The following is a 12764-nucleotide window of genomic DNA, read 5'->3' on the forward strand; positions in this document are numbered from 1 at the left end:
ATCAGAGCGGCCAGAGGTCGAGGTCGGTCGTCTCGTCGTGGGCGCGTTCGAGCGGCGTCTCGAACGCTCGCATGTAGACCTCGCCGGCGAAGACGGTCCCCGCGTTCAGGTGGCCGGCGACGGCCTCGCCGTCGGGGCGCGAGAGGACGGCGTGGGTGTGGGCGAATCGCTCGCCGTCGAGGAGGGAGACGTTGCCGACGCAGCTCGCGACTTCGAGTTCCTCGTCGAACGTGATCGGATCGTAGGAGCCCTCGTCCTGATCGTAGAACCAGAGTTCGGCGTCCTGGACGGCGCCGAGTGCCGTGAACCAGGCCGCGTCCGCGTCGACCGCGGCGGCGAGGGCCTCGATCTCGGTCCGCCAGTCCGCACCCGTTTCGAGCCGGGCGACGTACTCGCCTGCGGTCTCGACCGATCGAAAGTGCATGGGACAACTCACCCGCGCAGCGTGGAAAAAGTCTCCGCTTGGAGACTGGCCAATCGTCGAACCGTTCCGTCCGAGTCGGCTGATCGTTTCAGCCGAGTTGTCGAACCGTTTCGGTCGCAGCGGACCGTTTTAGCCGAGGCGTTCCGACCGGGATCCGACTCGTCTCACCGCCGCTTGCCGGGTCGTTCGCAGTGGGAACGGCGGGGATAGACGGGGGCGCGGGACGGCGGAGCGGTCCGAATCGGTCGTAGCACCCAGCTACTGTCGTTGTCACGAGGTGAGAACGACCCCATCGCGAGACGGCGCCGACGGAGCCTGCGAGGCGCCCGGTTCGTCGCGCTCGCAGTATGCAGTGCGTACCGAGGTAAATGCGGGATTTAGCATTGGTTTCAAAAATTACGCGGGAGATACACCTCGAGTAATAATATCATATATAATACTATCGCCGTGTGGCCCTGTGCCATGGCACGACCCACGACGCTATCGCGGCGGCGGCTGCTCGCCACCGGCGCGGTGGTCTCGGGCGTTGCGGTCGCTGGTTGCATCGGTGGAGACGGAGACGACGACGGCAGTGACGGCCTCGTCGACCCCGAAGAGTTCCAGTACGATCGATCGGAGCCGGACGACGAGGAGGCGGCTCGAGATAGCGAGATTCACTACACGCAAGAGCAAGAGCGGGCCGAGGACTTCGATCCGATCGTCTCGAACGATGCGTACAGTTTCCAGGTGTTCACACAGGTGTTCGACGGTCTGTTCGAGTACGACGACGGCCTCGGCCTCACACCGAAGCTGGCGACCGGGGAGCCGGATATCGAGAACGACGGGACACGGTTCATCTACGAGATCGTCGAGGATGCCGAGTTCAGCAACGGAAATCCGGTCACCGCGACGGACGTCGAACACTCGTTCATCGCGCCGGTCTTGGAACAGACCGAGAACGCACCGACGTACAGCGTCATCGAGTCCACGGAGGTCGTCGACGAACGCACCCTCCAGGTCGACCTCTCCGAACCGTTCGGCCCGTGGCAGATCATGACGCAGGCCGTCACCGTCGTCAGCAAGGAGGACCGCCTCTCCGACGTCGAGGCGTACGACGAGGCGGCGCCGGACACCGTCGAAGCGGCCCCCGACGCGGTGAACGAGTACGTGGACTCGACGTACAACGACGATCCGGTCGGAAACACGATCGGGAGCGGCCCGTTCGAGTTCGAGTCGTTCGAGCTCAACGGACCGGCCACGCTCGTGCGCCGGGACGACTACTGGGGCGACCCGACGCCGTACCTGCAGCGGGTGACGTTCGAGGCCGCGGCGGACCCATCGAGCCGCGTCAGCCAGATCCAGGCGGACGACACGGACGTCATCTCGGGGATCCCCGACAACACCTGGCCCGAGTTGGATCAGGACGGAATTCGGCGCTACATGAGCCAGAGTCCCTCGTACATGTACCTCGCGTTCAACTGCACGGACGAGGCAGACACCAGTTCGCCGGAGGTCCGCCGAGCCGTCTGTCAGTCGTTCTCGATGCAGGACTTCGTCGAGACGAACGCCTCGAACACCGCCCAGCCCATCACGACGCCGGTCCCGCCGATCACCAACGAACAGTGGGGCTTCCCGATGGACGAGTGGAACGACGAGTACTATCCCGAGTACGACCCCGACAACGCGGAATCGCTGCTCAACGAGCACGCGCCCGACGACTTCAACCCGACGATCATCTGCCCGGCGGGGATCCGGGCAGACCTCGCCGAGCGCGTCGCTACCCGGCTCGACGAGATCGGCTACGGCGCGCAGGTCCAGGTGCTCGACTTCGGCACGCTGGTCGATACGTACACCAGCGGGAACCCGGACGATTACGAGATGTACCTGCTCGGGTGGACCGGCGGTCCGGATCCGGACACGTACCTCTACAACCTCTTCCACGAGGACTCGGCCGGCCTGAACCAGGGCCACTTCTACGAGGGGAGCGATTCGTTTCACGAGAACATCCTCGCCGCGCGGGAGACGGCCGACCAGGAGGAACGCTACGACCTCTACGAACCGGTCCTCATCGAGATTCTCGAACAGCTCCCCGCGCTCCCCGCGTTCACCCAGCACAACTCGATGGCGTCCGGAACGCACGTACAGGACCTGCACGCGCACCCGGACGTCGCCACGAACCCGCAACTCGCCAGGGAGTACGGGAACGTCTGGGTCGAGGACTAGTGAGAGTGAGACGATACCAGCATCGAGATTCCGACGCGAGAGCGACGAACTGATCGACATCACACGGCAGCTCCACAGGACTCACAGACACGCTATCGACCACTCAGAGACCGCTACCAATCAATGAGACTCCTACGCTACACGCTGTTCCGGTTCGCACAGGCGATACCGGTACTGCTCGGCATCACCGTGATCCTCTTCCTGTTCATCAATATGACGCCGGGGGATCCGATCCGGATCATGACGGCCGGCCAAGAGGTGTCGGAATCACACCTCGCGTACTTAGAAGCGCGCTACGGACTCGATCGACCGATTCACGTCCGGTACTGGGACTACCTGTCCGGGTTCTTCACGGGAGATCTCGGGCGGAGTATCCACTACAACCGGCCGGTCAGCGAGGTCATGATGGCCCGCATCGGTCCAACCCTGCTGTTGGTTCTCTCGGCCTTTCTCTTCGCCGTCGTGACGGCGATTCCGCTCGGCATACTCGCGGCAAAGCGGCGAAATCAGCCGTCAGACCACATCTCGCGGATCGTAGCGCTCTTCGGCGTGAGCACGCCGTCGTTCTGGATCGGCATCATGCTCATCATCATCTTCGCCGTCCAGTTGGGCTGGTTCCCGTCCGCGGGACTGGTCATGCCGTGGGACGCCCCCAGCGATGCCGGCCTGTCCGGCTACTTCTGGCACATGGTCGACGTACTCCATCACCTGTTCCTGCCGATGATCGCGCTGGGGACCCTCCAGATGGCGACGATCATGCGCGTCGAGCGAACGCAGATGATCGACTCGCTGCAGGGCGAGTACGTCAAACTCGCCCGAGCGTACGGCGTCTCGGAGCGAACGATCCTGCGCAAGCACGCCTTCCAGGTCGCTCAGCTCCCGGTCATCACGCTGGTCGGGCTGGGCCTGTCGACCGCGCTGGGCGGCGCCGTGCTGACCGAGACCGTCTTCAACATCAACGGGATGGGGCGCCTGCTCATCGACTCCATCCAGCAGAAAGACTATCAGGTCGTGATGAGCGTCGCGACCATCCTCGCGGTCATCTTCGTCATCGGCGTCATCATCACGGATATCGCGTACGCGTACGTCGACCCGCGTGTCACGTACGGGGAGGGTGAGTGACGATGGCCGTCTCCAGCGAATCACAGGTCGACGGTGGCGACGGCGCGAGCGGCGAAGTTGCGGCGAAGACGTGGCGGGACACGCTCGGCCGAATCAAGCGGGACACGACGGCCCGGTGGGGGCTGTACGTCATCAGCGTCGTCCTGGTCGTCGGCCTCTACGCCTTCGTCGACACCTACCTGTCGACGCTCACCTTCGGCGCCCTCGACAGTTACACGATGGCGGAGGCGATTCCGATCTTCGACCATCCAGAACACCTTCCCGCCCCGGGTGAGTCCCAGCCGAATCAGCCGCCCGCGTTCCACGTCGACGGCACGCTCGAGTATCCGCTCGGAACGGACCCCGAAGGACGCGATTACTTCACGAGGCTGGTCTACGGGAGCCAGATCTCGGTCAGCGTCGGCATCGTCGCGACGTTGCTCGGCACCGTCGCAGGGACGGTCGTCGGGGCCGTCTCCGGCTACTACGGCGGCCGCATCGACGACATCCTGATGCGCAGCGTCGAGACGCTCTACGCGATCCCGGGACTGATCCTGATCATCGTCTTCACCGAGTTCGCCAGCGGCGGGCAACGGAACATTCAGTACGCGATCATCGGCGTCTCGCTGACGACGATCCCGATCTTCGCGCGAATCATCCGGTCACGGGTGCTCTCGGTGCGCGAGATGGACTACATCGAGGCCGCGCGAGCGGCCGGGGTGAAGGATCGGTACATCATCGCGAAGCACATCATCCCGAACAGTTTCGCGCCGGTGCTCGTCTACGCGACGCTGGAGATCGGCGTCGTGATCCTCATCGTGGCCGGCCTGTCGTTTCTCGGCTACGGCGCCCAGCCACCGACACCGGACTGGGGCCGAATGCTCGCCCAGTCGTACCGCTACATGCACTCGAACATCTGGCTCTCGATCTGGCCGGGACTCGCGATCATGTTCACCATCATGGGTTTCAACCTCTTCGGCGACGGGCTCCAGGACGCCCTCGACCCGCGAATCGACAACTAACACCAGACAATGAGAGACAAACCACTGCTCCGCGTCGAGAACCTGAAGACACAGTTCGTCACCGAGAACGGAACCGTCCGTGCCGTCGACGGCATCTCATTCGAGGTCTACGAAGGCGAGATCGTCGGCATCGTGGGCGAAAGCGGCGCGGGAAAGAGCGTCGCCTCGATGAGCCTCCTCAGGCTCGTCGACAACCCCGGCGAGATCGTCGCCGGCGAGATAACCTACAAGGGACGGACGATCTTCGCGGCCGAAGAGACCGAAGACGGCGACAGGCGGCTCCAGGATGGCGTGCTCTCGGCCGAGACGGTCCGCCAGGAGATCCGCGGCAACGAGATCGCCGTCATCTTCCAGGATCCGATGGAGTCACTCAATCCCGTCTTCACGATCGGCGGCCAGCTCCGAGAGTTCATCGAACTCAACCGGGATCTGACGGGCGACGAGGCCCGCAAGGAGGCGATCGACATGCTCCGCGAGGTCGGCATTCCCGACGCCGAGGCGCGCTACGACGAGTATCCCCACCAGTTCTCCGGCGGGATGCGCCAGCGCGTGCTGATCGCGATGGCGCTGGCCTGCCAACCGAGCCTGATCATCGCCGACGAACCGACGACGGCACTGGACGTCACGGTCGAAGGGCAGATCCTGGATCTCGTCGACGAGCTCCAGCGCAAATACGGGACGAGCTTCATCTGGGTCACCCACGACATGGGCGTCGTCGCCGAGATCTGCGACCGCGTCAACGTCATGTATCTGGGAGAGATCGTCGAACAGGCGCCCGTCGACGAACTCTTCTACGAGACCGGCCACCCCTACACGAAGGCCCTGCTCGACTCGATGCCGCGACCGGATCGAACGGTCACGGACCTAGATCCCATTCGTGGCGTCATGCCGGAGGCGATCGATCCACCGCCAGGCTGCCGATTCCACCCGCGCTGTCCCGACGCGAGAGAGGTCTGTCGGCAGGTCCACCCCGAGCCGGCGGAGATCGATCGGGTCGACGGATTCTCCCACCGATCCGCGTGTTTCAAGCGCGACGTCTTCGACGTCGGCTACGACGAGAGTCCGCCGCTCGACAACCTCGCACGGGGCGAGAGCGAGCGCGGGCAGGAGGCCTCGGAAGTCGCCAGCGGAGGTGGGGCGAGTGAGTAGCGATTCTGCCCAGAGCGGCGATTCGGCCCGCACGGACGCCCACGGTCGGCCAGGAGGCGACACCGAGGCGGAGACCATGGTGCGCGTCGACGGCCTGAAGAAGTACTTCCGTTCGTCGTCCGGGCTGTTCGAGGGACTCAGTTTCGACCCCAGTACGTTCCCGCCGATCCACGTAGATCGCGAGCCCGTCAAGGCCGTCGACGACGTCTCGTTCGACATTCGCGACGGCGAGACGCTCGGTCTCGTCGGCGAGTCCGGCTGCGGGAAGAGTACACTCGGCCGGACGATCCTCCGGCTGCTGACGCCGACGGAAGGGAACATCTACTACAAGGGAAGCGACCTGGCCGAGCTGAGCGGATCGGACCTGCGCGAGATGCGGTCGGACATTCAGATGATCTTCCAGGACCCGCAGTCGTCGCTGGATCCGCGCATGCGCGTCGGCGACATCATCGAGGAACCGATGTGGGCTCACGGCATGCTCGACGCCGAGGGCCGGGAAGCACGTGCAAAGATGCTCCTCGAGAAGGTCGGCCTCGACCCGCACCACTACAACCGGTTTCCCCACGCCTTCTCGGGCGGCCAGCGCCAGCGGATCAACCTGGCCCGCGCGCTGTCGGTCGATCCCGACTTCATCGTCTGTGACGAGCCGGTCTCCGCGCTCGACGTCTCGATCCAGGCGCAGGTACTGAACACGATGGAGGAGCTCCAGGAGGAATTCGGCCTCACGTACCTCTTCATCGCCCACGACCTCTCGGTCATCCGGTACATCTCCGACCGCGTCGCCGTGATGTACCTCGGCAACATCGTCGAACTCGCAACGAAGGAGGAACTCTTCGAGAACCCGTCCCATCCCTACACCCGGGCGCTCCTCGACTCGATTCCGGTCCCCGACCCACGCGACAGCGACGCGCGAGGCGTCCTCGAGGGCGAGGTGCCCAGCCCGACCAACCCGCCCTCGGGGTGTCGCTTCCGGACTCGCTGTCCAAAACTCATCGCGCCGGAGGCGTACGACCTGACCGACCGGGAGTGGACCGACGTCAGGGCGTTCATGCGGGCGGTCGACCGGCGAACGATCGACGCCGCGCCGGCGGCCGAGCTCCGGGAAGCGTTCTTCGAGCAGGGCGTCCCCGGCGGCGACGCCGGAGCGATCGTCGAGGAAGCCATCGAACTCGTCGCGACCGACGACTCGGCGGCGTCCCAGCGGAGTGCCAGCGCGCGAGCCAAGTGGGACGAAGCCGCGTCGCTGCTCGTCGGCTCCTTCGCCGACCAGAGCATCTGCGCCCGCGAGCGACCGGCCTACGAGGTCGAGCCCGAGTTCGGCGATGGCAGGCACTTCAGCGCCTGTCACCTCCACCGCTAGGCGATACACTGGGCCGGGAAAATCGGCGTCGCCCGCTCACCGCCAGGCGGCAAGCGCCGGTGCGGACTCCACGTTCATCGATACCCACGCCCCGTCTGTCGAGATGTCGGCGATGACGTACTCTTCGCCGCCGACCGCTGGATCGATCGACGCGACGACCGTGTCTGCATCCTGCGTCGCAGTAGGGAGTGGGTTACCCTCCATGAGAAGGAATCTCACCCAGGGATTGATAAAACCGTCGAAGGTGTGGTGTCGACTCGCACGGGTCGAGTGAGCACGGAAACACTGGCTTTATACGGGTTTTGGCCGTATCCGGACGACATGAAGGTAGCCGACGCGATGACGCCTCGCGACGAGGTCGTAACGGCGGTGCTGCCGGGGACGCGCAGCGACGTCCTGGAGTACCTCCAGGAGCGATCGTTCTCCTCGGTACCCGTGATCGCGGAGAGCGACGACGGCCCGGAGTACCGGGGACTCATCTCGCGACAGTCGCTGATCGACCAGCCCGACGAGGATCAGCTCGTGATGCTGATGGAGGACGTCCCGACGACGACGGCCGACACCGACGTCAGGGACATCGCCGCGCTCATGGTCGAGAAGGGGGCGCGTCGCGTCCCGGTCGTCGACGGGGAGTTCGAGGGGATCGTCACCGTGACTGACGTCGTCGCCGCGATCGCCAGAGGGAAGGTCGACGTCGACGCCGAGGTCGGCGACTACGCGGCACGCGACGTGAACACTACCCACCACGAGACGCCGCTGCTCGTCGCGGAGGCGCAGCTGTCCTACGCGAACGCACCCTACGCCGTGGTCCTCGACGACGAGGGAACGATGTGTGGCGTCCTCACCGAGGTCGACATTCTGGACGTCGCCCACATCGTCGAAGGCGAGGAGTCGACGGGCGACAACTTCCCCGATCAGGACGCCGAGTGGTCCTGGGAAGGGATCAAGGCCGTCGGGAGCCGGTCGCTCCCGACCCGCGACATCGAACTGCCGACCGGTCCCGTCCGGGAGTTCATGTCAGACGACGTCGTGACCGTGACCCAGCACCGCGGCGTCGAGGAGGCCGCCCAGGAGATGATCTCGAGCGACATCGAACAGATCCCGCTCGTCACGGGCGAGCGCCTCGTCGGCGTCGTCCGGGACATCGACCTGCTGAGGGCTCTGTATGAGTGACGACGGCACGACTTCCACGGACGACGCTCGAACCAGCGAGCAACTGGTCGAGCTCGCGAAGCGGCGGGGCTACTTCTTCCAGGCCTCCGGCGCCTACGGCGGCGTCGGCGGCTTCTACACGTTCGGCCCGCAGGGTGCGGCACTGAAGGGCAACGTCGAGGACGCCTGGCGCGAGCGCTTCGCCGTCGCCGAAGGCAACATGGAGATCGACGCGCCGACGATCATGCCCGAACCGGTGTTCGAGGCCTCGGGTCACCTCGATACCTTCGACGACATGCTCGTCGAGTGTCCCGACTGTGGCGAGAGCCACCGTGCCGACCACGTCGTCGAGGACAACACCGAGTACGAGGACGCCGAAGGACTCCCGATCCCCGAGGTCGAGGAGATCATCGCCGAGTACGAACTCGTCTGCCCGGCCTGCGGTGCCGGCCTCGCCGACCAGGCCGTCGAGACGTTCAACCTCATGTTCGCGACGAACATCGGTCCCGGCGACGCCCAGCCCGGCTACCTCCGCCCGGAGACCGCACAGGGCATCTTCGTCGAGTTCCCCCGGTTGAAAGAGTACGCGCGCAACCAGCTTCCCTTCGGCGTCACCCAGATCGGCCGGGCCTACCGCAACGAGATCAGCCCCCGGCGCTCGATCATCCGCACGCGGGAATTCACGCAGGCCGAGCTGGAACTGTTCATCGACCCCGAGGACGACGAGCCCGACCTCTCGGCCGTCACCGACGTCGACGTGACGCTCTATCCCGCGAGCGAACAGGAGGCAGCTGACGGTGGTCACGTCGAAACCACCATCGGCGACGCTGTGAACGATGGGGTCCTCCAGCCCTGGATCGCCTACTACCTCGGCGTTGCCCGAGAATGGTACGCCTCCCTCGGCGTCGACATGGACCGGTTTCGCTACCGCCAGCACCTCGCCGGGGAGCGCTCACACTACGCGAGCGACTGCTGGGACGCCGAAGCCGAGATCGACGGCAACTGGATCGAGATCGCCGGCTTCTCCGATCGCGGCGCCTACGACCTCTCGAAGCACGACGAGTACTCGGAAGATCGCTTCACGGTCTTCCAACAGTACGACGAGCCCAGAACCGTCGAGCGCGCCGTCGTCGACCCCGACATGAGCTACCTGGGTCCGGAGTTCGGCGGTGATGCCCAAGCCGTCGTGGACGCGCTCGAAACGAAAGCCGAGCGAGATCGGGCCGCGTTTGCGGGGGAGAGCGTCGAAATCGAGGTCGACGGCGAGACACACGAGATCCCCGTCGCAAAAACCGGCTTCGCCGTCGAGGAACAGACCGAAGCCGGCGAACACATCGTCCCGCACGTCATCGAGCCGTCGTTCGGCGTCGATCGACTCGTCTACACCGTCTGCCACCACGCCTACCGCGAGGACGAGGTCGACGGCGAGGAGCGGACGTACCTGGCACTCGAACCGGAAGTCGCCCCCACGTTCGTCGGCGTCTTCCCCCTGCAGTCGGACGACGAACTCGAAACGCGGGCCCGCGACATCGTCGACGAGTTACGCGCAGTGGGCCTGTCGGTCACGTACGATGATTCGGGGAACATCGGTCGCCGCTACCGGCGCCAGGACGAGATCGGGACGCCGTACTGCGTGACCGTCGACTACGAGACGGTGGAAGGAAGCGACGCGAGCGGCGACGGTCGAAACGGTGCAGGCGGGGATGGCGAGACACTTTCGGGAACAGTCACCCTCCGCGAGCGCGACTCGACGGCCCAGAAACGCGTCGCGATCGACGACCTCGCCGTGACGATCGAGGCGCTCCGTACGGGCGAGTTGACGTTCGACGAACTCGACGGCTGATTCCTCTGTAGGCACGCCAGCCCGACAATCGGGCGGTGTGTTGGCACACACCGATCCGCCACGGCCAACCGATTGACTGAAGGGAACGCCGACGAAGCGACCAGACGATGGCGGACGAACTGAAGCGACGGCTCGTCCACGCGAGTGGCTCCGGCCTCGTCGTTCTGTACCTGCTCGCGCAGTCGCTCGAGCTCGGGCTGTCGTGGCCGTTGTTTCGCATTTTGCTCGTCGTCCTCGCGACCGGGGCGGTCGGTCTCGAGATCCTGCGACTCCACTTCGGGCTCGAGTGGTGGCTCTACGACAAACTCACGCGGGAGTACGAACAGGACCAGTTCGCCGGCTACGGCTGGTACATGGTCAGCATGGCGCTGGTCGTGGTGGTCTTCGGGCCGCACATCGCCCTGCCGGCGATGTTGATGCTGTCGCTCGGTGATCCGATCAGCGGTGCCCTCTCGGCGGACTCGCTCCAGCGTGTCAAGGACGGACGAACGCTCGCCGGGATGTTCGTCCTCTGTGTCGTGCTCGCGACGCCGTTCCTCCGCGACTATCCGCTCGCCGTCGTCGCGGCCGCCCTTGGAGCGACCGTCGCGGACGGGGTAACGGTCCGACGCGGTGACTTCGTGCTCGACGACAACCTGACGATCCCGATCTACGCCGGCGTGGCGGCCTGGATCGCGATCCAGATCGGTCCGATCTGATGGCTAGCAGTGAGCCGACCGTCAGCGGTGACAACAACGAAATAAACGACCACGTTACTTATTCCCATCGGCGAGGAGTGCAGCGACAATGCGGGTCGTCGTCCTCACCTCCCCCAACACCGCGCCAGCGCCCGATTCTGCCCCCCGACGAATCATCTCCGAATTCGACTCGATCGTGGTCGACGTCGTCTACATCGGCCAGGACGGGCCGCTCGCGATCCCGTACGTCTGGATGAGCGGCGCGGCGCCGACCGCGGTCGAATCAGCAGTTACCGCGGAGGAAAACGTCGCCATCGTCGATCGAATCGACCGGACCGACGACGGAGCGTTCTACAAGACGGCCTGGAAGGTCGACAGCCCCCTCGTCCGCTGTATCACCGACGCGGACGGGATCGTCCTCGAGGCGCAGGGGACGCCGGATCGGTGGCAACTGACCGTCTGGTTCGAGGACAGTGCCGCGACGTCGGCGTTTCAGGAGTGCTGTCAGACACACGACGTTCCCCTGACGGTACAGCGACTGGAATCGATCGGCGAGTACTTCGGCGTCGGCGACGATTCCCTCTCGAATGCCCAGGACGAGACGCTGGCGCTAGCGTATCACCGCGGGTACTTCGAGGATCCGCGCCAGGTGTCACAGGCGGAACTCGCACAGGAACTCGATATTTCGGCCTCCGCCGTCGGCCAGCGGCTGCGGCGGGGTCTCGAAACGCTCGTCGGCGAACACGTCGAGTGATCAGCCGGCCAGCTCGCATATCCGACCAGCTATAGTAACCCTGTTATAAATAGGTGTCTAACGGAACGTCCATCCTATTGGGCCTGGAGAAGGTATCGAAACGTATGACGACCAGTGCGCCGACCGGCGGCTGTCCGGACGAGCTCGTGATCTCGATCGTCGACGCCGTCGCGGCCGCCCGCGGCTGTGAGCCGGCCGAACTCCAGCCACTCCACGACGTCGTCGACCCCGACGCCCTGCAGGCCCTCTTCGCGGGAGCGGGACGGTCCATCGGCCGAATCAGGTTCGCGTACGGCGAGTACACGGTCGTCGTCGACGCCGACGGGAACGTCCTCGTCAGGGGCGGCCCCGACGAGTAAGACCAACCCACTATCGCCGGACGACACCGCCTGTCCGCGCTCAGAACTGCCGTTCGAGATCGATCGGATCGGAATCCGTGTAGTGCGGGCCGCCGAGCCGCGCGACCGTCTCGAGTTTCGTCGCGTCGATCTGTCCGTCGGTCTGGACGGCCTCGTCGACGTGGACGTGGCGGACGTCGCCGAGCGTGAGCAACCGGTCGTGGACGGTCATCGTGCCGTAGAGCGTACACTCCATCGTGACGGGCGCGTCGGCCACGCGCGAGGCGTCGATCGTCGTACACGGCGCGCGTTCGACCTCGGCGAAGTCGAACTCGCTCTCGTCGGGTTCGAGCGAGGCAGACGTGGCGTCCATCTCCTCGGCGAGCGCCTCGGCGGCGACGTTCACCGCGAACTCGCCCGTCTCCAGGACGTTCCGCACCGTGTCCTTCAGTTCGTCGCGGTCGCCCGCCGGCACGCTGAAGGAGACGACCGGTTCGCCCGAGGAGACGTAGTTGTACGCCGAAAACGGCGCGAGATTGTCCACGCCGTCGGGGCTCCGCGTCGAGATCCAGGCGATCGGTCGCGGCGAGACGGCCGTCTTCATCAGGCGACCCCGTTCGCGCGCCGAAAGGTCGGAAACGTCGTGTTCTGTCACATGAGGACGTAGCAACTGTGGCTACAAAGCGGTTTTCGAGGCGGGTATCCAGGCCGGTGATCTATGAGACGGCACCGCCATCCGCCT

At 65.2% G+C, this 12764-nt stretch carries 13 protein-coding genes; 10 read left to right on the forward strand and 3 right to left on the reverse strand.

Translation table 11 applies throughout. From position 1 onward, the window contains the following. Position 1 precedes the first annotated feature (1 nt). On the reverse strand, positions 2–424 hold the full coding sequence (locus C479_RS08465; protein ID WP_007700926.1) for a PPC domain-containing DNA-binding protein: 423 nt from the start codon (positions 422–424) through the stop codon (positions 2–4). 462 nt (positions 425–886) lie between these two features. Between C479_RS08465 and C479_RS08470 the strand changes: the two genes are divergently transcribed. The 5 genes from C479_RS08470 to C479_RS16675 all read left to right on the forward strand — a co-directional run bounded on the left by C479_RS08470 (position 887) and on the right by C479_RS16675 (position 7258). Next, entirely contained in the window at positions 887–2626 is a 1740-nt protein-coding gene (locus C479_RS08470) for an ABC transporter substrate-binding protein (RefSeq protein WP_007700929.1), read from the forward strand. Between the two features lie 123 nt (positions 2627–2749). Continuing rightward, positions 2750–3748, forward strand: a complete 999-nt coding sequence (locus C479_RS08475; protein ID WP_007700934.1) for an ABC transporter permease — start codon at positions 2750–2752, stop codon at positions 3746–3748. Positions 3749–3750: 2 nt separating this feature from the next. Continuing rightward, entirely contained in the window at positions 3751–4749 is a 999-nt protein-coding gene (locus C479_RS08480) for an ABC transporter permease (protein ID WP_049907172.1), read from the forward strand. A gap of 9 nt (positions 4750–4758) precedes the next feature. Further along, positions 4759–5898 carry an ABC transporter ATP-binding protein gene (locus tag C479_RS16670; protein ID WP_007700940.1) on the forward strand — a complete coding sequence of 380 codons (1140 nt, stop codon included), beginning with the start codon at positions 4759–4761 and terminating at the stop codon, positions 5896–5898. Positions 5899–5974: 76 nt separating this feature from the next. After that, positions 5975–7258, forward strand: coding sequence for an ABC transporter ATP-binding protein (locus C479_RS16675; protein ID WP_007700942.1), 1284 nt, complete (start codon positions 5975–5977; stop codon positions 7256–7258). A 36-nt stretch (positions 7259–7294) separates the two neighbouring features. On the opposite strand, the gene C479_RS16520 is transcribed toward C479_RS16675, so the two are convergent. Beyond that, positions 7295–7462, reverse strand: coding sequence for a DUF7556 family protein (locus C479_RS16520; protein WP_007700943.1), 168 nt, complete (start codon positions 7460–7462; stop codon positions 7295–7297). Between the two features lie 117 nt (positions 7463–7579). Here C479_RS16520 and C479_RS08495 point away from each other — a divergent pair, with 117 nt between their 5' ends. The 5 genes from C479_RS08495 to C479_RS08515 all read left to right on the forward strand — a co-directional run bounded on the left by C479_RS08495 (position 7580) and on the right by C479_RS08515 (position 12043). After that, the gene (locus tag C479_RS08495) at positions 7580–8431 is read left to right on the forward strand and encodes a CBS domain-containing protein (RefSeq protein WP_007700945.1); all 852 of its coding nucleotides are present in this window, start codon (positions 7580–7582) and stop codon (positions 8429–8431) included. Continuing rightward, the gene (glyS, locus tag C479_RS08500) at positions 8424–10253 is read left to right on the forward strand and encodes a glycine--tRNA ligase (RefSeq protein WP_007700947.1); all 1830 of its coding nucleotides are present in this window, start codon (positions 8424–8426) and stop codon (positions 10251–10253) included. Before C479_RS08495 ends, glyS begins: the two co-directional genes overlap by 8 nt. Positions 10254–10360: 107 nt before the next feature. Beyond that, on the forward strand, positions 10361–10951 hold the full coding sequence (locus C479_RS08505) for a hypothetical protein (RefSeq protein ID WP_007700949.1): 591 nt from the start codon (positions 10361–10363) through the stop codon (positions 10949–10951). Between the two features lie 88 nt (positions 10952–11039). Further along, on the forward strand, positions 11040–11684 hold the full coding sequence (locus C479_RS08510) for a helix-turn-helix domain-containing protein (protein WP_007700951.1): 645 nt from the start codon (positions 11040–11042) through the stop codon (positions 11682–11684). Positions 11685–11788: 104 nt separating this feature from the next. Beyond that, on the forward strand, positions 11789–12043 hold the full coding sequence (locus C479_RS08515) for a HalOD1 output domain-containing protein (protein WP_007700953.1): 255 nt from the start codon (positions 11789–11791) through the stop codon (positions 12041–12043). Positions 12044–12083: 40 nt separating this feature from the next. On the opposite strand, the gene C479_RS08520 is transcribed toward C479_RS08515, so the two are convergent. Continuing rightward, positions 12084–12677 carry a flavin reductase family protein gene (locus C479_RS08520; protein WP_007700955.1) on the reverse strand — a complete coding sequence of 198 codons (594 nt, stop codon included), beginning with the start codon at positions 12675–12677 and terminating at the stop codon, positions 12084–12086. Positions 12678–12764 lie beyond the last annotated feature (87 nt).

Origin of the sequence: Halovivax asiaticus JCM 14624, assembly GCF_000337515.1 — an archaeon.
GTDB classification, from domain to species: Archaea; Halobacteriota; Halobacteria; order Halobacteriales; family Natrialbaceae; genus Halovivax; species Halovivax asiaticus.

Bases quoted from the DNA above. Each gene is read 5' to 3' on its own strand.
- C479_RS08465 (WP_007700926.1), bottom strand. From the start codon at position 424: ATGCACTTTCGATCGGTCGAGACCGCAGGCGAGTACGTCGCCCGGCTC.
- C479_RS08470 (WP_007700929.1), top strand. From the start codon at position 887: ATGGCACGACCCACGACGCTATCGCGGCGGCGGCTGCTCGCCACCGGC.
- C479_RS08475 (WP_007700934.1), top strand. From the start codon at position 2,750: ATGAGACTCCTACGCTACACGCTGTTCCGGTTCGCACAGGCGATACCG.
- C479_RS08480 (WP_049907172.1), top strand. From the start codon at position 3,751: ATGGCCGTCTCCAGCGAATCACAGGTCGACGGTGGCGACGGCGCGAGC.
- C479_RS16670 (WP_007700940.1), top strand. From the start codon at position 4,759: ATGAGAGACAAACCACTGCTCCGCGTCGAGAACCTGAAGACACAGTTC.
- C479_RS16675 (WP_007700942.1), top strand. From the start codon at position 5,975: ATGGTGCGCGTCGACGGCCTGAAGAAGTACTTCCGTTCGTCGTCCGGG.
- C479_RS16520 (WP_007700943.1), bottom strand. From the start codon at position 7,462: ATGGAGGGTAACCCACTCCCTACTGCGACGCAGGATGCAGACACGGTC.
- C479_RS08495 (WP_007700945.1), top strand. From the start codon at position 7,580: ATGAAGGTAGCCGACGCGATGACGCCTCGCGACGAGGTCGTAACGGCG.
- glyS (WP_007700947.1), top strand. From the start codon at position 8,424: ATGAGTGACGACGGCACGACTTCCACGGACGACGCTCGAACCAGCGAG.
- C479_RS08505 (WP_007700949.1), top strand. From the start codon at position 10,361: ATGGCGGACGAACTGAAGCGACGGCTCGTCCACGCGAGTGGCTCCGGC.
- C479_RS08510 (WP_007700951.1), top strand. From the start codon at position 11,040: ATGCGGGTCGTCGTCCTCACCTCCCCCAACACCGCGCCAGCGCCCGAT.
- C479_RS08515 (WP_007700953.1), top strand. From the start codon at position 11,789: ATGACGACCAGTGCGCCGACCGGCGGCTGTCCGGACGAGCTCGTGATC.